At 61.5% G+C, this 19,305-nt stretch carries 21 protein-coding genes; 17 read left to right on the forward strand and 4 right to left on the reverse strand.

Translation table 11 applies throughout. The features are described from left to right. Window positions 1-41 precede the first annotated feature (41 nt). A complete protein-coding gene (gene proP, locus EDF75_RS24035) occupies window positions 42-1,544 on the reverse strand; it encodes a glycine betaine/L-proline transporter ProP (protein ID WP_133601122.1) in 1,503 nt (500 codons plus the stop codon). A gap of 542 nt (window positions 1,545-2,086) precedes the next feature. On the opposite strand from proP, the gene EDF75_RS24040 reads away from it, so the two are divergent. The 13 genes from EDF75_RS24040 to phnP all read left to right on the forward strand — a co-directional run bounded on the left by EDF75_RS24040 (window position 2,087) and on the right by phnP (window position 11,326). Beyond that, window positions 2,087-2,422, forward strand: a complete 336-nt coding sequence (locus tag EDF75_RS24040; protein WP_041143668.1) for a zinc ribbon domain-containing protein YjdM — start codon at window positions 2,087-2,089, stop codon at window positions 2,420-2,422. Between the two features lie 228 nt (window positions 2,423-2,650). After that, entirely contained in the window at window positions 2,651-3,085 is a 435-nt protein-coding gene (gene yjdN / locus EDF75_RS24045; RefSeq protein WP_133601123.1) for a VOC family metalloprotein YjdN, read from the forward strand. Between the two features lie 161 nt (window positions 3,086-3,246). Beyond that, window positions 3,247-3,972, forward strand: a complete 726-nt coding sequence (gene phnF, locus EDF75_RS24050; RefSeq protein WP_133601124.1) for a phosphonate metabolism transcriptional regulator PhnF — start codon at window positions 3,247-3,249, stop codon at window positions 3,970-3,972. Further along, the gene (gene phnG / locus EDF75_RS24055; protein WP_045853406.1) at window positions 3,973-4,425 is read left to right on the forward strand and encodes a phosphonate C-P lyase system protein PhnG; all 453 of its coding nucleotides are present in this window, start codon (window positions 3,973-3,975) and stop codon (window positions 4,423-4,425) included. Then, window positions 4,422-5,006 (forward strand): phosphonate C-P lyase system protein PhnH, encoded by a 585-nt coding sequence (phnH, locus tag EDF75_RS24060; RefSeq protein WP_133601125.1) that lies wholly within the window; start codon window positions 4,422-4,424, stop codon window positions 5,004-5,006. The genes phnG and phnH overlap by 4 nt, the downstream gene beginning before the upstream one ends. Beyond that, on the forward strand, window positions 5,006-6,070 hold the full coding sequence (locus tag EDF75_RS24065) for a carbon-phosphorus lyase complex subunit (protein WP_133601126.1): 1,065 nt from the start codon (window positions 5,006-5,008) through the stop codon (window positions 6,068-6,070). Before phnH ends, EDF75_RS24065 begins: the two co-directional genes overlap by 1 nt. Continuing rightward, entirely contained in the window at window positions 6,063-6,911 is an 849-nt protein-coding gene (locus tag EDF75_RS24070) for an alpha-D-ribose 1-methylphosphonate 5-phosphate C-P-lyase PhnJ (protein ID WP_041143663.1), read from the forward strand. Before EDF75_RS24065 ends, EDF75_RS24070 begins: the two co-directional genes overlap by 8 nt. After that, window positions 6,908-7,666, forward strand: coding sequence for a phosphonate C-P lyase system protein PhnK (gene phnK, locus EDF75_RS24075; protein WP_041143662.1), 759 nt, complete (start codon window positions 6,908-6,910; stop codon window positions 7,664-7,666). The genes EDF75_RS24070 and phnK overlap by 4 nt, the downstream gene beginning before the upstream one ends. A gap of 85 nt (window positions 7,667-7,751) precedes the next feature. Continuing rightward, a complete protein-coding gene (gene phnL, locus EDF75_RS24080; RefSeq protein WP_133601140.1) occupies window positions 7,752-8,438 on the forward strand; it encodes a phosphonate C-P lyase system protein PhnL in 687 nt (228 codons plus the stop codon). Then, window positions 8,435-9,571, forward strand: coding sequence for an alpha-D-ribose 1-methylphosphonate 5-triphosphate diphosphatase (gene phnM, locus EDF75_RS24085; RefSeq protein WP_133601127.1), 1,137 nt, complete (start codon window positions 8,435-8,437; stop codon window positions 9,569-9,571). The genes phnL and phnM overlap by 4 nt, the downstream gene beginning before the upstream one ends. Beyond that, window positions 9,571-10,137 carry a ribose 1,5-bisphosphokinase gene (gene phnN, locus EDF75_RS24090; RefSeq protein ID WP_133601128.1) on the forward strand — a complete coding sequence of 189 codons (567 nt, stop codon included), beginning with the start codon at window positions 9,571-9,573 and terminating at the stop codon, window positions 10,135-10,137. Before phnM ends, phnN begins: the two co-directional genes overlap by 1 nt. Further along, complete coding sequence (gene phnO / locus EDF75_RS24095) at window positions 10,124-10,558, forward strand: aminoalkylphosphonate N-acetyltransferase (protein ID WP_133601129.1); 435 nt, start codon at window positions 10,124-10,126, stop codon at window positions 10,556-10,558. The genes phnN and phnO overlap by 14 nt, the downstream gene beginning before the upstream one ends. 9 nt (window positions 10,559-10,567) lie before the next feature. Next, entirely contained in the window at window positions 10,568-11,326 is a 759-nt protein-coding gene (phnP, locus tag EDF75_RS24100) for a phosphonate metabolism protein PhnP (RefSeq protein WP_133601130.1), read from the forward strand. Window positions 11,327-11,348: 22 nt separating this feature from the next. On the opposite strand, the gene yjdP is transcribed toward phnP, so the two are convergent. Then, window positions 11,349-11,699 carry a DDRRRQL repeat protein YjdP gene (yjdP, locus tag EDF75_RS24105; RefSeq protein ID WP_133601131.1) on the reverse strand — a complete coding sequence of 117 codons (351 nt, stop codon included), beginning with the start codon at window positions 11,697-11,699 and terminating at the stop codon, window positions 11,349-11,351. An 83-nt stretch (window positions 11,700-11,782) separates the two neighbouring features. Then, window positions 11,783-14,356, reverse strand: a complete 2,574-nt coding sequence (locus EDF75_RS24110; RefSeq protein WP_133601132.1) for an ATP-binding protein — start codon at window positions 14,354-14,356, stop codon at window positions 11,783-11,785. A gap of 185 nt (window positions 14,357-14,541) precedes the next feature. Here EDF75_RS24110 and EDF75_RS24120 point away from each other — a divergent pair, with 185 nt between their 5' ends. The 3 genes from EDF75_RS24120 to EDF75_RS24130 are packed head-to-tail and all read left to right on the forward strand — an operon-like array spanning window position 14,542 to window position 18,038. After that, on the forward strand, window positions 14,542-16,062 hold the full coding sequence (locus tag EDF75_RS24120) for a sugar ABC transporter ATP-binding protein (protein WP_133601133.1): 1,521 nt from the start codon (window positions 14,542-14,544) through the stop codon (window positions 16,060-16,062). Continuing rightward, entirely contained in the window at window positions 16,059-17,060 is a 1,002-nt protein-coding gene (locus tag EDF75_RS24125) for an ABC transporter permease subunit (RefSeq protein ID WP_041143647.1), read from the forward strand. Before EDF75_RS24120 ends, EDF75_RS24125 begins: the two co-directional genes overlap by 4 nt. Before the next feature lie 36 nt (window positions 17,061-17,096). Then, window positions 17,097-18,038, forward strand: a complete 942-nt coding sequence (locus EDF75_RS24130; RefSeq protein WP_045853416.1) for an ABC transporter substrate-binding protein — start codon at window positions 17,097-17,099, stop codon at window positions 18,036-18,038. Window positions 18,039-18,092: 54 nt separating this feature from the next. On the opposite strand, the gene EDF75_RS24135 is transcribed toward EDF75_RS24130, so the two are convergent. Then, window positions 18,093-18,824 (reverse strand): response regulator, encoded by a 732-nt coding sequence (locus EDF75_RS24135; RefSeq protein WP_133601134.1) that lies wholly within the window; start codon window positions 18,822-18,824, stop codon window positions 18,093-18,095. Between the two features lie 273 nt (window positions 18,825-19,097). On the opposite strand from EDF75_RS24135, the gene EDF75_RS24140 reads away from it, so the two are divergent. Continuing rightward, on the forward strand, window positions 19,098-19,305 hold a 208-nt coding region (locus EDF75_RS24140), incomplete at its 3' end, for a hypothetical protein (RefSeq protein WP_132513769.1).

A 19,305-nucleotide genomic window follows, 5' to 3' on the forward strand; every position in this document is an offset into this window, starting at 1 on the left:
GGAGGCCCACGGCGGCATTTTTCACATTGCTGGCAAATTAATCAGTCGTTAATTCGCGGGTGCTGATCCACCAGACGGGAACGTTTTTCCTGCAAATCGGCAATTTCCTGATCGATATATTCGATTTTGTTTTCGATGTTATCGTAGTGCTCGCCGAGGATCTCTTTCGCTTCCTGGATATCCGAAGCCGCAGGCGTCGCCCCTTTCAGCGGACGGTTCGCCGTCTCCTTCATCGTCAGGCCAGTCATCAGGCCAATCACCGCAATCACCATCAGATAGTAGGCCGGCATCATCAGGTTCTGCGTGGTTTCCACCAGCCAGGCCGCCAGGGTTGGCGTCAGACCGGCAACCAGCACCGAGATGTTAAAGGCGCTGGCCAGCGCGCTGAAGCGGATATGGGTCGGGAACATCGCCGGCAGCGAAGAAGCCATCACCCCGATAAAGCAGTTAAGCACCACCGCCAGCAGCAGCAAACCGCCGAAAATCAGGCCGATAACGTCGCTGTTAATCATGATAAAGGCCGGAATCGACAGCGAGAACAGCGCCACGCTGCCGATCAGGATAAACGGACGACGGCCGAAGCGGTCGCTGAGCATCCCGATAACCGGCTGCACAAACAGCATCCCGACCATAATCGCGATAATAATCAGCACCCCGTGATCTTCCGAGTAGTGCAGGTTATGCGACAGGTAGCTCGGCATATAGGTCAGCAGCATGTAGTAGGTCACGTTGGTGGAAATCACCAGACCGATACAGGTCAGCAGGCTACGCCAGTGCTTGGTGGCAATCTCTCTGAACGAGACCTTCGGCCCTTCCTGCAGCCCTTCGCGATCGCCCTGCTCCAGGGTGTCAACGTGCTGCTGGAACGCCGGGGTCTCTTCCAGAGCGTGACGCAGATAAAGACCGATAAGCCCTAACGGCAGCGCGAGGAAGAACGGTAAACGCCAGCCCCAGCTGAGGAAGTTTTCCTCGCCGACCACGCTGGAAATCAGCACCACCACGCCCGCGCCGAGGACAAACCCGGCGATGGAGCCGAAGTCCAGCCAGCTGCCCATAAAGCCGCGTTTACGGTCAGGCGAGTATTCGGCGACGAAGATCGAGGCGCCGGTGTACTCTCCGCCCACCGAGAAGCCCTGCGCCATCTTACACAGCAGCAGCAGAATCGGTGCCCAGATACCAATCGACGCGTACGACGGAATAAGACCAATACAGAAGGTACTTATCGACATGATAACGATGGTTATCGCCAGAATTTTTTGTCGACCGTACTTATCGCCGAGCATGCCGAAGAACAGGCCGCCTAGCGGACGAATCAGGAACGGAACGGAGAATGTCCCTAGCGCGGCAATCATCTGCACGCTGGGATCGGCATCGGGGAAGAAGACTTTACCTAAGGCGTAGGCCACGAAGCCGTACACGCCGAAATCGAACCACTCCATCGCATTACCCAGCGACGCTGCGGTGATCGCTTTTTTCAGCTTGCCATCGTCAATGATGGTCACATCCCGCAGAGTGATTGGCTTTACTTTTTTCCTTTTAAGCATATTTTTCCTCTAAAGCTTCGCCGTGAGCGCACGGTTCTCCGCCAAACGGCAATACCGTTTGCGTCGTGCGTCGGGAGCGGCCAATTGCCGGGCTCCTCTTTTCAAGCGTAGCAGGTTTGCCTGCACTGTCTGCTGACAGTCCGTACAACCGAACCTGTTGACGCCTGCTCTGGCGTAAATTAATCAATAAATGGGGCGACGAATAAACCTGATGAATTTACCAACTCGCCTTTTTACCCTAACAGCGTTTAAATTTGGGATCAACTTCACGAAAATTTGTTCGCCATATTACAGAGCCAGGCGGCATTAATAAGTTCAATGAATATGCACAGGCAGTGATTTATTTTTGGATATCCCGCCTCCGGCAGCACATCGAATATTGCTGAATTTTGTTCGAAAAAGAGAATATTCCCGCAGCGGTACTATCAGAAAAAGTGGCCGACAAATGGCCGCCATTGCGCTATAATAGCAACCACTTTCGGCTATCAGCCGCCTTTTAACGGGCCAACGGCCTGTTTTATACAGTAATCATGAGGAACGTCATGCAACTCCCACAGTGTCCTAAATGCCATTCTGAGTACACCTATGAAGACAACGGCATGTTTATCTGCCCGGAATGCGCCCATGAATGGAACAATGCCGAGCCGGCTGAAGATAATGATGCGCTGACGGTGAAAGATGCCAACGGCAATTTACTCGTCGATGGCGACAGCGTCACCGTGATTAAAGATCTGAAGGTTAAAGGCAGCTCTTCGATGCTGAAAATCGGCACTAAAGTGAAGAATATCCGCCTGGTAGAAGGCGATCATAACATCGACTGCAAAATTGATGGTTTTGGTCAGATGAAGCTCAAATCCGAGTTCGTCAAAAAGAACTAACGCTATTTCCTTTTCGCTGAATCGTTATTTTCCCGGCCACAGCCGCCGGTCGGGAAAATGAACGAATATATCCCCGCGCCATCGTCCCCCTATTTCCCACCTCATCGGCGAGAACTGCCTGGCGCAGGTCAGATATTGTCCTCATCCACCTCCTGACGCCGCCGCCTGGCTTAAATCGCCAGGTACCCTCTACGCTTAATAGGTCAATCGTTATCTGAGGCCATGATTATGTCTTTAAGCCCCTATATCGCCTTCAGCGGCAACTGCGCTGCGGCCATCGCGTTCTACCAGCAGGCCCTGGGCGCAGAGCTTGTCCACCAGATCACCTACGGCGAGATGCCGCGGAATATGCAGGATGCCGAGGACGGCTGCCCCTCCGGTCAGCATCTCGCCGCCGACTGCATCGCCCACGCCAGCATGCGCGTGGCGGGCAGCGAGCTGATGCTGGGCGATAGCCCCACCAGCGACAGCGAACGCTATGCCGGCTTCACGCTGGTGCTGGATACTCAGGACCTGGATGAAGGTAAACGCTGGTTTGACAGCCTCGCCGCAGAAGGACGTATCGAAATGGCCTGGCAGGAAACCTTCTGGGCCCACGGCTTTGGCAAAGTTTTCGATCGCTTCGGCATCCCGTGGATGGTGAACGTCGTCAAGCAGCCTTAATGCCTCCCCCTCCGGGCGGGCTCTCCCGCCCTGTCATCGCCCTGGCGCTAACTCTTCATCCTGCGGTCATTATGTTTTAACCGAAATGTAACAAAAACAGGTCAGGATCGGGCCACTCTCAGAGGGAAATCCCTTCTTCTGCTTAGTGAGGCTCGACTGACATGTACTTATCCAGACATCCGACCAGTTATCCTACCCGGTATCAGGAAATTGCCGCCAGGCTTGAGCAAGAGCTTCGTCATAACTACCGCTGCGGCGACTATCTTCCTGCGGAACAGCAGCTGGCCACCCGTTTTGAGGTCAACCGCCATACCCTGCGCCGGGCAATAGACCAGCTGGTTGAACGCGGCTGGGTTCAGCGCCGTCAGGGCGTCGGCGTGCTGGTGCTGATGCGGCCGATCGACTATCCGCTGAACGCCCAGGCGCGCTTCAGCCAGAACCTACTCGAGCAGGGAAGCCATCCGACCAGCGAAAAGCTGCTGTCGGTGCTGCGCCCTGCCAGCAGCCACGTCGCCGAGGCCTTTGCGATCAACGAAGGCGATAACGTCATCCATCTGCGCACCCTGCGCCGGGTGAACGGCGTCGCGCTGTGCCTGATCGACCACTACTTCACCGACCTGCGCTTCTGGCCCGCGCTGCAAACCTTCAGCCAGGGTTCACTGCACGATTTTCTGCGCCAGCAGCTGGACGTCGAGCTGACCCGCGCGCGCACCAAAATCAGCGCCCGCCGCGCGCAGGCCAAAGAGAGCAACATTCTGGGGATCCCCAACATGGCGCCGCTGCTGTGCGTAAGAACCCTCAACCACCGTCCCGGCGAGCAGAACGCGACGGAGTACTCCGTCAGCCTGACCCGGGCGGACATGATCGAATTCACCATGGAGCACTGAATGCACTTTGATACCGCAACCCGCCAGCGCTGGATGTCCGTGCTGGCCCACAGTGAACCGCAGGAGCTTCTGGCGCGGATGCAGACCCTGCAGCTGGCGCCGCAGTACGAATCCATTCGCGCTCCGGAGACCGGCCTCGTGCAGCTGCAGGCGCGCATGGGGGGCATCGGCGATCGTTTCTTCGCCGGGGACGCCACCCTGACCCGGGCGGCGATCCGCCTCGCCGACGGCACGCTCGGCTACAGCTGGATACTGGGGCGCGATCGCCCCCATGCCGAACGCTGCGCGGCCATCGACGCCTTGATGCAGTCGCCACACCACTTTCATTCCTTAATGGAAACCCTGATTACCCCGCTGGAAGAACAACGAAGCGCGCGCATTGAAGCCCGACGCGCCGAGGTCAACGCCAGCCGGGTCGATTTCTTTACTCTGGTTCGCGGAGATAACGCATGACCTTACAAACCGCCTTTACCCTACCGGCGCAGGATGCCCAACACAGCTTTCGTCGCCTGCTGAAGGCCATGAGCGAGCCGGGGGTGATCGTCTCCCTGCAGCAGCTTCAGCACGGCTGGCAGCCGCTGAACGTCGCCTCTACCAGCCTCCTGCTGACCCTCGCCGATCGCGACACGCCGGTCTGGTTTACCGCAGCGCTGCATAACGATCTTGTCGGCCAGAACCTGCGTTTTCATACCGGCGCGCCGCTGGTTGAACAGCCGCAGCAGGCGGTATTCGCCGTCACCAACGAGCGTATCAGCGCGGAACAGCTGAACGAGCTCTCCGCCGGCACCGTTATCGCTCCGGAAACCGGCGTAACGCTGATCGTCCAGCTCCCGAGCCTCAGCGGCGGGCGCATGCTGCGTCTGACCGGCGCCGGCATTGCCGAAGAGCGGATGATCGCCCCGCAGCTGCCGGACTGCATCATTGATGAGCTGACCGAGCGCCCGCACCCGTTCCCCTTAGGCATTGACCTGATCCTGACCTGTGGAGAACGTCTGCTGGCCATCCCGCGCACCACCCACGTGGAGGTTTGCTAATGTACGTTGCCGTCAAAGGCGGTGAGAAGGCGATAGTCGCCGCTCACGCCCTTCAGGAACATAAACGACGAGGCGATGGACGGCTTCCTGAAATTAGCGTGGAACAGATTACCCAGCAGCTGAACCTGGCGGTTGACCGGGTGATGACCGAAGGCGGCATCGCCGATCGCGAGCTGGCGGCGCTGGCGCTCAAGCAGGCCAGCGGCGATAGCGTCGAAGCCATTTTTTTACTCCGCGCCTACCGCACCACCCTGCAGCGGCTGGCGGTCAGCGAGCCGGTAAATACCGCCGAAATGCGTCTGGAGCGCCGCATTTCGGCGGTCTATAAGGATATTCCCGGCGGCCAGATGCTCGGCCCGACCTACGATTACACCCACCGCCTGCTCGATTTTACCCTGCTGGCCAACGGCGAGGCGCCGGCGCTGAAAACCGCCGGGCAGCCGCCGGAAGCCACGCCGCACGTCTTTAACCTGCTGGTCCAGCAGGGGCTGGCGAAAGCAGAGCAGCAGACCCTCGCCGAGCCTGACGATATTACCCGCAGCCCGCCGGTTTACCCCTGCTCGCGCTCATCGCGCCTGCAGCAGCTGGTGCGCGGCGACGAAGGCTATCTGCTGGCGCTGGCCTATTCGACCCAGCGCGGCTACGGCCGCAACCACCCGTTTGCCGGCGAAATACGCAGCGGCTACGTGGCGGTAGAGATCGTCCCGGAGGAGCTGGGCTTTGCGGTCAATATTGGCGAGCTGCTGATGACCGAATGCGAAATGGTCAACGGCTTCGTTGCCCCGCAGGACGAGCCCCCGCACTTCACCCGCGGCTACGGCCTGACCTTCGGCATGAGCGAGCGCAAAGCGATGGCGATGGCGCTGGTTGACCGCGCGCTCCAGGCGCCGGACTACGGCGAGGAGGTGGCCGGCCCGGCGCAGGACGAAGAGTTTGTGCTGGCCCATGCCGATAACGTCGAGGCCGCGGGCTTCGTGTCACACCTTAAGCTGCCCCACTATGTCGATTTCCAGGCCGAACTGGCGCTGCTGAAACGCCTGCAACGGGAGAACGAACGTGGCTAACACCCTCTCCGGCTATAACTTCGCCTATCTTGATGAGCAAACCAAGCGCATGATCCGCCGCGCCATTCTTAAAGCCGTCGCCATCCCCGGCTATCAGGTCCCGTTCGGCGGCCGCGAAATGCCGATGCCCTACGGCTGGGGGACCGGCGGCATCCAGCTGACCGCCAGCGTAATTGGCGAGAACGACGTGCTGAAGGTGATTGACCAGGGCGCCGACGACACCACCAACGCGGTATCGATTCGCCAGTTCTTCACCCGCGTGACCGGCGTCGCCACCACCGAGCGCACCGAAGACGCGACGCTGATCCAGACCCGCCACCGGATCCCGGAAACGCCGCTGACGGAAGATCAGATCCTGATTTTCCAGGTGCCGATCCCGGAACCGCTGCGCTTTATCGAGCCGCGCGAAACCGAAACCCGCACCATGCACGCGCTGGAGGAGTACGGCGTGATGCAGGTCAAGCTGTATGAAGACATTGCCCGCTTCGGCCACATTGCGACCACCTACGCCTACCCGGTGAAGGTCAACGGCCGCTACGTGATGGACCCATCGCCAATCCCCAAATTCGATAACCCGAAAATGCACATGATGCCGGCGCTGCAGCTGTTCGGCGCCGGGCGCGAAAAGCGCATCTACGCGGTCCCGCCCTATACGCCGGTGGAAAGCCTCGATTTTGACGATCATCCGTTCACCGTCCAGGAGTGGGATGAGCCCTGCGCCATCTGCGGCTCGCGCCACAGCTATCTTGATGAAGTGGTGCTGGATGACAGCGGCAAGCGCATGTTTGTCTGCTCCGATACCGACTACTGCCGCCAACAGAGCGAGGCGCAACAAAAATGAGCCAACCGTTACTTGCGGTCAATAACCTGACCCACCTCTACGCGCCGGGCAAAGGCTTCAGCGACGTCTCTTTCGAGCTGTTTCCGGGGGAGGTGCTGGGCATCGTCGGCGAGTCCGGCTCCGGCAAAACCACCCTGCTGAAGGCCATCTCCGCGCGCCTGGCGCCGCAGCAGGGCGAGGTGCTGTACCACAGCCGCTCGCTGTACGCGATGAGCGAAGCGGATCGCCGCCGCCTGCTGCGCACCGAGTGGGGCGTGGTGCATCAGCACCCGATGGACGGCCTGCGCCGCCAGGTTTCAGCGGGGGGCAATATCGGCGAACGGCTGATGGCTACCGGCGCGCGCCACTACGGCAATATTCGCGCCACCGCCGGCCGCTGGCTGGAAGAGGTGGAGATCCCGGCATCGCGCATCGACGACCTGCCGACCACCTTTTCCGGCGGCATGCAGCAGCGCCTGCAGATCGCCCGCAATCTCGTCACCCAGCCGAAGCTGGTGTTTATGGATGAACCCACCGGCGGACTGGACGTGTCGGTACAGGCTCGCCTGCTCGACCTGCTGCGCGGCCTGGTGGTGGAGCTGAACCTTGCGGTGGTTATTGTCACCCACGATCTCGGCGTCGCGCGCCTGCTGGCTCACCGCCTGCTGGTGATGAAGCAGGGTCAGGTGGTGGAAAGTGGTTTAACCGACCGGGTGCTCGACGATCCGCACCATCCCTATACCCAGCTGCTGGTGTCGTCGGTCTTGCAGAACTAGCCCGCGAACCCATTCGCTGGGTCAGGTAGCCCGGACGGGCGCGTCGCGTCGCCGCCGGGAACACTCAGGCACTATGAGGCAACAAATGAACGCCATCCGCGTTGAAAACGTACATAAAACCTTTGTCCTGCATCAGCAAAACGGCGTCCGCCTGCCGGTGCTCGCCGACGCTTCGCTAACGGTTAACGCCGGAGAGTGCGTGGTGCTGCACGGCCACTCCGGCAGCGGTAAATCCACCCTGCTGCGCTCGCTTTACGCCAACTACCTGCCGGATACCGGGCATATTCACGTCCGCCACGGCGAGGAGTGGGTTGACCTGGTGAACGCCTCGGCGCGCAAGGTGCTGGAAGTGCGTAAAACCACCATCGGCTGGGTGAGCCAGTTCCTGCGGGTCATCCCGCGGATTTCAGCGCTGGAGGTGGTGATGCAGCCGCTGCTGGATCTCGGCATCCCGCGCGAAGCGTGCGCCGCCAAGGCCGCGCGCCTGCTGACGCGCCTGAACGTCCCGGAACGCCTGTGGCACCTTGCCCCGTCCACCTTCTCCGGCGGCGAGCAGCAGCGGGTCAACATCGCCCGCGGCTTCGCCGTTGACTATCCGATCCTCCTGCTCGACGAGCCTACCGCCTCCCTCGACGCTAAAAACAGCGCCGCGGTGGTGGAGCTGATTAACGAGGCTAAAGCGCGCGGCGCGGCTATTGTCGGCATTTTCCATGATGAAACGATACGCAACCTGGTGGCCGACCGGCTGCATCCGATGGGAATAACAGCATGATTATCAACAATGTAAAACTGGTTCTCGAAGATGAAGTGGTGAACGGTTCGCTGGAGGTGCAGGAGGGCATGATTTACGCGTTTGCCGAAAGCCAAAGCCAGCTGCCGCAGGCTATCGACGGCGAGGGCGGCTGGCTGCTGCCGGGGCTCATCGAGCTGCATACCGATAATCTGGACAAGTTTTTTACCCCGCGCCCGAAGGTTGACTGGCCCGCCCACTCGGCGATGAACAGCCACGATGCGCTGATGATCGCCAGCGGGATCACCACCGTGCTGGATGCGGTGGCCATCGGCGACGTCCGCGACGGCGGCGACCGGCTGGAAAATCTGGAAAAGATGATCAACGCCATCGAGGAGACGCAAAAGCGCGGCGTTAACCGCGCCGAGCACCGCCTGCACCTGCGCTGCGAGCTGCCGCACCACACCACCCTGCCGCTGTTTGAGAAGCTGGTTGGCCGCGAGCCGGTGAGCATGGTCTCCTTGATGGACCACTCTCCAGGGCAGCGCCAGTACGCCGACCGCAGCAAGTACCGCGATTACTACCAGGGGAAATATCATCTGACCAACGAAGAGATGGACCGCTTCGAGGAGGAGCAGATGGCGCTGGCGGCGACCTGGTCGCAGCCGAACCGCGAAACCATCGCCGCCATCTGCCGCGAGCGTAAGATCGCCCTCGCCAGCCACGATGACGCCACCCGTGAACATGTCGTCGAATCGCACCAGCTTGGCAGCGTGATCGCCGAATTTCCTACCACCTTAGCCGCCGCAGAGGCCTCGCGTCAGCACGGCATGAACGTGCTGATGGGGGCGCCGAATATCGTGCGCGGCGGCTCGCACTCCGGCAACGTCGCCGCCCATCAGCTGGCGGCCGATAATCTGCTGGATATTCTCTCATCCGACTACTATCCCGCCAGCCTGCTGGATGCCGCCTTCCGCATCGCCGATGACGATAGCAACCGCTTCACGCTGCCGCAGGCGATTCGCCTGGTGAGCAAAAATCCGGCGCAGGCGCTGGGTCTAGGCGACCGCGGAGCCATTGCCGAAGGTAAACGTGCCGACCTCGTGCTGGCCCATCGCCGCGGGGAGCATGTGCATATCGACCACGTCTGGCGTCAGGGAAAGAGGGTTTTCTAATGTCCGGGAAACTGATTTGGCTGGTGGGGCCTTCCGGCTCTGGAAAAGATAGCCTGCTGGCGGCGCTCCGCCAGCGCGAGCACTCGCAGCTGCTGGTTGCGCATCGCTATATTACGCGCCCCTTTAACGCCGGGAGCGAGAATCATATCGCCCTCAGCAAGCCGGAGTTTTTCAGCCGCGCCGAGCGCCAGCTGTTTGCGCTGAGCTGGCACGCCAATAACAATTACTACGGGATTGGCATCGAAATTGACCTCTGGCTGCACGCCGGTTTCGACGTGGTGGCCAACGGCTCCCGCGCGCATCTGGCGCAGGCCCGGGCGCGCTACGCCGACGCTCTGCTGCCCATCTGCCTGCAGGTCACGCCGGACGTGCTGCGCCAGCGTCTGCAGCAGCGCGGCCGGGAGAACGAAACGGAGATCGCCCAGCGGCTTGAGCGCGCCGCGCGCTACGCGCCAACGGACTGCCTGACCTTAAATAACGACGGTACGCTGCCGCAGTCGGTAGACACCCTGGTCTCGCTGATTCGAACTCACCGCCAGCGCGAGCACCAGCATGCGGACCTGTAATCTACGCGAGGCGACCCTTGACGACAGCCACGCCGTCTATGCGTTAATTTGCGAATTAAAGCAAAAAACCTACGATCGCGACGCTTTCTCCCGCGGCTTTGCCATGAACCTGCAAAATCCCACCCTGCGCTATCAGCTGGCGGAGGTGGATGGCGAAACCGTCGGGCTCATTGGGCTCCAGCTGCAGTTTCCGCTCAATTTCAACGCCTGGATCGGCGAAGTACAGGAGCTGGTGGTTCTGCCGCAAATGCGCGGTCTGCAGGTGGGTAAGGCGCTGCTGGCGTGGGCCGAGCAGGAAGCCCGCAGCCGCGGCGCCACCATGGTTGAGCTCTCCAGCGGGAAAGCGCGCCCCGACGCCCACCGCTTCTATCTGCGCGAAGGGTACGCACAAAGTCATCTTCGTTTTAAAAAAGCGCTGTGAGGAGGAGGTATGAGCCTGACTATCCGCTTAACCGGCACCGGCGGCGCCCAGCTGGTGCCGGCCTTCGGCTGCGACTGCGCCGCCTGTCGCCGCGCCCGCGCTGATGAGGCCCACCGCCGCCGCCCCTGCAGCGCGGCGGTGAAGTTCAACCACGCCGTGACCCTGCTGGACGCCGGCCTTCCGGACCTGATGGAGCGCTGGCCCGCCGGGAGTTTTCAGCAGATCCTGCTCACCCACTATCATATGGATCATGTCCAGGGCCTGTTCCCGCTGCGCTGGGGCGTGGGGGCGCAGATCCCGGTGTTTGGGCCGCCGGATGAAGAGGGCTGCGACGATCTGTTTAAGCATCCCGGGCTGCTGGATTTTAGCCATACCGTCGCCCCCTTCGTGGTTTTTGAGCTGCAGGGGCTCAGGGTGACCCCGCTGCCGCTAAACCATTCAAAGCTGACGTTCGGCTATCTGCTGGAGTCGGCGCACAGCCGCGTGGCGTGGCTGGCGGATACCGCCGGGCTGCCGGAGAAGACGCTGAAGTTCCTGCTCAATAACCAGCCGCAGGCGATGATTATCGACTGCAGCCACGAGCCGCGTCCGCAAACTCCGCGCAACCACTGCGATTTAAATACGGTGCGGGCCATCAACCTGATCGTGGGCTGCCCGCGGGTCATTCTCACCCATATCGACCACCGGTTTGATGCCTGGATGATGGACAACGCCCTGCCGTCAGGGTTTGAGGCGGGCTATGACGGTATGGAGATCGTGCTGGATTAGGTATCGCGCAAACGGGGCAGGATCAGTCGTCGTCGTCCAGCCGACGGCGATCGTTTTCCAGCTGCCGACGATCCTGATCCAGCTGGCGCTGGCGATCGTCAAGCTGGCGGCGGCGATCGTCCAGCTGACGCAGCCGATCGTCATACTGGCGTTGGCGATCGCGGCTTTGCTGACGACTCTGCTGATAGCGCCCGTCATCATCGCGGCCGTCGCTATAGCGATCGTCGTCATCGGAGCGGCTATCGCCAGGGCTGTATGCGTCATTAATCGCCTGCTGAATATTACCGATGGCGTCGTCAATAAGATCGGCGTGCGCAAGCTGGCTGCTCAGCGACAGGGTGCAGAGGATCACAGCGGTCAAATAGCGTTTCATAGGGCCAGTCTCTTCGGGGGGCTGGCCCTACGGTAATCAACGACCGCCGCGGCGAGTAGCGGAGGAATCTCAAATAGATGCCGCTAGCGGGGCGCAACCACGGCGCTTCGCAGCGCCTGCTGCAGCTGGGCGCGGGTGAAGGGCTTACGCAGCAGCTCGACGTCCGGCAGCGCGGGGTTATGCGCCGGGCGCAGATCCTGACCGCTGATCAGCAGCAGCGCCACCGTCGGGAAGCGGCGCTGCGTTTCGTTAATAACCTCCGCGCCGCTCAGCCTTCCCGGCAGCATCAGATCGCTTATCAGCAGCGCGATATCCGGCGAAGCCTCGAGCATCTGCAGCGCCTGCTCGCCGCTGGCGGTTTCCAGCGTCAGCCAGCCAAGCTGGTGCAGCTGCTCGCACAGGGTCTGGCGCACGTCCGCCTCATCCTCGAGCACCAGCGCCAGCCGCTCGGCGCCAGTTTCCTGCTCGGCCTCTGGCAGCAGCCCGCTGGCCGTCGCCTGTACCGCCGCGCGCGGCAGCTGCAGCCGCACCGTCGTCCCCTGACCCGGCGCGCTCTCAATTGCCACCCTTCCCCCGGACTGGCGCACAAAGCCATACACCATCGACAGCCCGAGGCCGCTGCCGCTGCCGGTCTGTTTGGTGGTAAAGAAGGGTTCAAAGACCTGCGCTTTCACCTCCAGCGACATCCCGCAGCCGTGATCGACCACCTCCAGCGCCACCATATCCTGCCGCCGCCCGTCGCTGCGCGCCACGCGCTGGTTCCAGCTGCGAATTCTTATTACGCCGGGCCGCCCTTCCATCGCGTCCCGCGCGTTCATCACCAGGTTGATAATGGCGTTTTCCAGCTGGCCGACGTCAATCCACGCCGGCCAGGCGGGGGACTGCGCCTCAATCTCGAGGCTCAGCGCCGCGGGCAGAGAGTGGCGCATCAGTTCGCCGAGGTTCTCCAGCAGCGGCTTCATCTCAACGGCGTGCGGGTGCAGCGACTGCTTGCGCGAGAAGGCCAGCAGCCGCTGGGTCAGCAGCGCGCCGCGTTCGGCGGCCTTGCGCGCTCTTGAGATGCGCGCCGCGTCGCCCTCGTGGGGCTGAACCAGCTCAAGGCTGCCGATTATCACCGCCAGCAGGTTATTAAAATCATGCGCCAGGCCGCCGGTCAGCTGGCCGACGGCCTTCATTTTCTGGCTATGGAGCAGCGCCTGCTCCAGCCCCTTGCGCTCGGTGCGATCGAGCACCACGTTGACCAGACCGCGCCCCGGCACCGGGCTAAAGCGCAGCTCAATCGTCCGGTCGTTCGCCAGCTGCAGCTCCTGCGGCTTCGGCAGCGGTGAAGCGAGGTTGGCCCGCACGTGCTCCGCCAGGGGCGCCGCCCGGCTCAGCAGCTGCTGGTAGTGCATACCGCGCTGCAGCTCCTGTGCCGCCAGCCCGAGCAGCAGCGGATACTGCGGATTCCACACCACCAGCTGCCCCTGATTATCAAACAGGGCAAAGCCGTCGCGCATCGCGTGGAAGGTGGTCTCCAGCAGGGTGCTTTTCTCCTTCAGCAGCTGGGACGTGTGGGCCAGCGAGGCGGTATTGCGGGCGAAGACGTTGAAGGCGCGCGCCAGCTCGCCCAGCTCATCGCGCCGCTGCAGCGCGGGCACCGAGACGTGGTTCTCGCCGTGGGCCAGCCGCGACATGGCGCGTGAAATAGCGGTCAGGTTGGAGCCAAGATTGCGGTAGATATACCAGCCGGCGCAGCCGGTGATCGCCAGCGCCAGCAGCGCCGACAGCAGAATAAACATGCTGATGGAGCGCAGCTCCTGATGGCTTTGCGCCGCCCGCAGCTCCGACGCCTGCGCCACCCTGGCGACATACTGATTAATATCGCTATTCAGCAGCGCCACCAGCGCCTTGATATGGAACATATACCAGCCGATCGCCAGATCGCTCTCCTCCAGCTGGGCCGACAGCGGCTCCAGCCGGGCAAGCTCGGTCTTAAAATCCGCGAGGATCAAGGCCTGCGTCGGGTCGGTGCTGGTTTGCGGCAGGAAGCCCATCACCTCATCCAGCTGCTGCACTATCGAACGCGGCGTTGAGGTGTGGATGGCGGCGGTAATCAGCCGATCCATCTCCACCAGCCGCTGCGGAGCGATCGCCGGCGCGCCGGGCCGATCGCTAAGATCCTGCAGATGGAGCAGATAGCTCTGATTTTGATACAGCGAGCTGAGCAGCTCATAGCGCTGCAGATGGCGCCGCTGGCCGCGCACCAGCATTCCGCCTACGCTCTGCTGCAGCTCGTTGCTGCGGCGAGTAATGCTGGCGACCAGCGTCAGCTCCTGCTGCGCCAGCGGCGCGGCGGCAAGCTGGGACAGCGAGTGCTTCAGCGCCTGCTGCGTCTCCAGCAGGCGCTCGGCCTCGCTTTTATACTCCAGCGCGCCCACCACCTGCGAGAGCCGAACCGCCGCGGTGGCAACGTTGGCGGTATCGCGGGCCAGGTTCATGCTGCCGGTCATATCGTCCAGCGTCTGCCGCTGCACCTGCTCCTGCAGCAGGCTGGCGTGGCGAAAACCCAGTATCGCCACCCCGGCGACCATCAGCGTCACCGCCACCATCAGCAGGTTAAACGAAAGCAGGCGTCCGCGGGCGCTGGTGAAAAACGGATAACGATGGGATGGCATGGTCGGCTCCGCGCTATTTTTGTTTATCCTGGCGGCTGGCGGCGGCAACGGGGAGAGTAACGTTGCGTAATTGTGATCAAGATTAACTATTCATCAATATGACAAATATGAACGGATTCTGACATTTTGCATTTATCAACCCGTGGTCCACTGCTGCTATCGACCGCTCTCGCAGGAGACCCTGTATGCCAGCAACGCCGGTACTATCCATGCGCAATATTGCCAAAGCCTTTGGCAAATTTTATGCGCTGAAAGGCGTCGATCTGACGGTTTGGCCCGGCGAGATCCACGCCCTGATGGGCGAGAACGGCGCCGGAAAAAGCACGCTCATGAAGATCCTCGCCGGCGCCTATACCGCCACCAGCGGCGAGATCCTGATCGACGGTAAACCGCACGCCATCAAAGGGCCAAAAGACGCGCTGGCGGCAGGCATCACGCTGATTTATCAGGAGATGCAGCTGGCGCCCAACCTCACCGTCGCCGAAAATATTTTCCTCGGCAGCGAGCTGGCGCGCGGCGGGCTGGTACAGCGCAAAGAGATGCAGAGCCAGGCCCAGGCGGTGATTGACCGTCTTGGCGCCCAGTTTAAGGCCAGCGATCGGGTGATGAAGCTGACCATCGCCGAACAGCAGCAGGTGGAGATCGCCCGCGCCCTGCACCGTAACAGCCGAATTCTGGTGATGGATGAGCCGACCGCCGCCCTCTCTTCGCGTGAAACCCAGCGCCTGTTTGAGCTGATTCTGCGCCTGCGCGACGAAGGCATGGCGATTATCTATATCAGCCACCGCATGGTGGAAGTTTATGAGCTGTCCGACCGCGTCAGCGTCCTGCGCGACGGCCAGTACGTCGGCAGCCTGACCCGCGACAGGCTCAACGCCTCCGAGCTGGTGCGCATGATGGTGGGACGTCCGCTCAGCGATCTGTTCAATAAAGAGCGCGATATCCCCCTCGGCCAGCCGCGCCTGCGGGTACAGGATTTGACCGACGGCAGCAAGGTGAAGCCGAGCAGCCTGGTGGTGCACGCCGGGGAAATCGTCGGCCTCGCCGGGCTGGTCGGCGCCGGACGCTCCGAGCTGGCGCAGCTGGTTTTCGGCGTGCGCAAGGCGAACGGCGGCGTGATTGAAGTCGACGGCGAGCCGGTGGTTATCCACTCGCCGCGCGAGGCCATCGATCTCGGCATCGGCTTTCTTACCGAGAACCGCAAGGAGCAGGGGCTGTTTCTCGAACTGGCGGCGCAGGAAAACATCACCATGGCAACGCTGGAGCGCGACGCCAGCTGGGGGATGCTCAACCGCAAGAAGGCGCAGACCATCTCCGATGACGCCATCTCGCTGCTCAATATTCGCGTCCCGCATTCGCAGGTGCGGGCGGGCGGCCTTTCCGGCGGCAATCAGCAAAAGCTGCTGATCTCCCGCTGGGTGGCGATCGGCCCGCGCATTCTGATCCTCGATGAACCCACGCGCGGCGTCGACGTCGGCGCCAAAAGCGAAATTTACCGCATCATGAACCAGATGGCGCGTCAGGGCGTGGCCATTCTGATGATCTCCAGCGAATTACCGGAAGTGGTCGGCATGAGCGACCGGGTATACGTGATGCGCGAAGGCGCTATCGTCGGCGAACTGCAGGCCGACGAGATCGGCCAGGAAAGCATTATGACGCTGGCCACCGGCGTTAACGACTCTCACCTTAAGGCGGAACAACCATGACAACGCAAAAAGAGACCGCCGCCCGGCCGGTGGCAAAATCAGCATCGGCGAAAAAAATGCTGATGGGCGATTTGATGCAAACGGTCGGCATCCTGCCGATTTTAATCCTGATCGTCGCGGTATTTGGCTTTATCGCGCCGAACTTCTTTACCGAAAGCAACCTGCTGAACATTACCCGCCAGGCCTCCATCAACATCGTGCTCGCAGCGGGCATGACCTTTATCATTTTGACCGGCGGGATCGACCTGTCGGTGGGGTCTATCCTCGGCACCACCGCGGTGGCAGCGATGGTGGTCTCGCTGATGCCGGAGCTCTCCCTGCTCTCCATTCCGGCGGCGCTGATGCTCGGCCTGCTGCTGGGCCTGTTTAACGGCGCGCTGGTCGCCTTCGCCGGGCTGCCGCCGTTTATCGTTACGCTAGGCACCTATACGGCGCTGCGCGGGGCCGCCTATCTGCTGGCCGACGGCACCACGGTGATCAACTCCGATATCAGCTTCGAATGGATCGGCAACGATTATCTCGGGCCGGTGCCGTGGCTGGTGGTGATCGCCCTGGCGGTGATCGCGGTGTGCTGGTTCATTCTGCGCCGCACCACGCTCGGCGTGCATATCTACGCCGTGGGCGGCAATATGCAGGCCGCCAGGCTCACCGGCATCAAGGTGTGGCTGGTGCTGCTGTTCGTCTACGGCATGAGCGGGCTGCTCTCGGGGCTCGGCGGGGTGATGAGCGCTTCGCGGCTCTACAGCGCCAACGGCAACCTCGGCGTGGGCTATGAGCTGGACGCCATCGCCGCGGTGATCCTCGGCGGCACCAGCTTCGTCGGCGGTATCGGCACCATCACCGGTACCCTGGTGGGGGCGCTGATTATCGCCACCCTCAATAACGGCATGACGCTGATGGGCGTCTCCTATTTCTGGCAACTGGTGATCAAAGGGGCGGTGATCATCATTGCGGTACTGATCGACAAATACCGTACCCGACACCATCAAAGTGCATAACAACAATACCAATACCCTACGAGTGAGGAAGACAATATGCGTTTGAAACCGTTAGCGATCGCGCTCTGTGCCGGCACGCTGCTTGCCGCAGCGCCGTTCACCCAGGCTAAAGAACTCAAATCTATCGGCGTGACGGTCGGCGATCTGGCCAACCCGTTCTTCGTCCAGATAACCAAAGGCGCCGAGCTGGAAGCCCGCAAGCTGGCCGGGGATGGCGTCAAAGTGACGCTGGTTTCCAGCGGCTACGATCTCGGTCAGCAGGTCGCGCAGATCGATAACTTTATCGCCGCGAAGGTCGACATGATTATCCTTAACGCCGCCGACTCGAAGGGCATCGGCCCGGCGGTGAAGCGGGCGAAAGACGCGGGCATCGTGGTGGTGGCGGTGGACGTGGCCGCCGAAGGCGCGGACGCGACCATTACCTCCGATAACACCCAGGCGGGCGAAATGGCCTGTAAATACATCACCGACCGCCTGAAAGGGAAAGGCAACGTGGTGATTATCAACGGGCCGCCGGTTTCTGCGGTACAGAACCGCGTCGAAGGCTGCCAGACGGAGTTCAAGCGCCACCCGGATATCAAAGTTCTGTCGTATAACCAGAACGCCAAGGGCAGCCGCGAAGGCGGCCTGGAAATTATGACCTCGCTGCTGGCCGCCAATCCGAAAATCGACGGCGTATTCGCGATTAACGACCCAACCGCCATCGGCGCGGACCTGGCGGCCAAACAGGCCCAGCGCAACGAGTTCTTTATCGTCGGCGTCGACGGCAGTCCGGACGGGGAAGAAGCGTTGAAGCGTAAGAATTCGCTGTTTGTCGCCACCCCGGCCCAGGACCCGCAGGTGATGGCGGCGAAGGCGGTAGAGATTGGCTACGACATCCTGCAGGGCAAACCGGCGCCAACGGCCCCGGTGCTGATCCCGGTGACGATGATCGATAAAAACAACATTGGTACCTATAAAGGCTGGACCGTGAAGTAAGCGGAATCGGCCAGGCAATGCCCCGGGAAGCCTCCGGGGTTAGCCCCTTCGCGGCTACGCCGCCTTATCGCCGTGGATAACGTCCGCGGCGAACACATAGCCCAGGCCGCGCATGGTTTTGATCAGCGCCGGCTGATGCGGATTAAGCTCAATCTTGCGCCGCAGGCGCATGATCAGCACGTCAATCGTCCGGTCAAACACCTCAATGCTCTCGCTGTGGGTCAACGTCAGCAGCTGTTCGCGGTTCAGCACCCGCCGGGCGTTCTGCGCCAGCGCCAGCAGCAGGCCGTACTCGCCCTGGGTCAGCGGCACCGGCTGCTGCTGGGGGTTAAACAGCTCACAGCGTCCGGTGTCCAGCCGCCAGCCGTTAAAAATCAGCCCCGCACCGCCGCCGCTGCCGCTCTCCGCCGCCAGCGCGCCGCTGCGCCTGAGCACCGCTTTCACCCGCGCCACCACCACCCGGGAGTTAAACGGCTTGCCGATATAGTCGTCGGCGCCCATCTCCAGCCCCACCACGACGTCGGCTTCGCTCCCGAGACCGGTCAGCATCACCACCGGCAGATCGGGTCTGCTGCGCTGCAGCTGCTGCAGCACCAGCAGGCCGTTGGTATCGGGTAAAATCATGTCCAGCAGGACGAGGGAAACATCCGCCCGTTGCGCCGCTACCGCCAGCGCTTCGCCGCCGGTTTGGCACACCAGCACGTCAAAAACGTGCGCGCTGAGCACGTCGCACAGCAGTTCGCAGATTGCGCTGTCGTCATCAACAACCAAAATGACCGGTTTCATAGCTTGCCTCTGCCCGCCGGGGATGATCTCTGTATGATTAATTCAGCAAACCACCACCGACAAATCCATTGCCGGATAACGTTTCTTCAACCCATGTCACAACTCCGCCCGCTTCGACACGTCAAAACTGACGACGCCCTGCTTTTCGTCAGCACTTCGCCCAAAAAACCGGCGTATTATCGGGAAATACCCACAATGAAAATATGGCATAGAAGATGCATAGTGACGGCGTGATAGCGCATATGCGCCAACTGATTAACGGGAGCAAGACCGATGAAAAAAGTCGTCACGGTTTGTCCGTATTGCGCATCAGGTTGCAAAATCAACCTGGTGGTCGATAACGGTAAAATCGTCCGGGCTGAGGCGGCACAGGGGAAAACCAACCAGGGAACCCTGTGCCTGAAGGGCTACTACGGCTGGGACTTTATTAACGATACCCAGATCCTCACCCCGCGCCTGAAAACCCCGATGATCCGCCGCC

The organism is Klebsiella sp. BIGb0149 (assembly GCF_004362605.1).
Taxonomy (GTDB): domain Bacteria; phylum Pseudomonadota; class Gammaproteobacteria; order Enterobacterales; family Enterobacteriaceae; genus Klebsiella; species Klebsiella terrigena.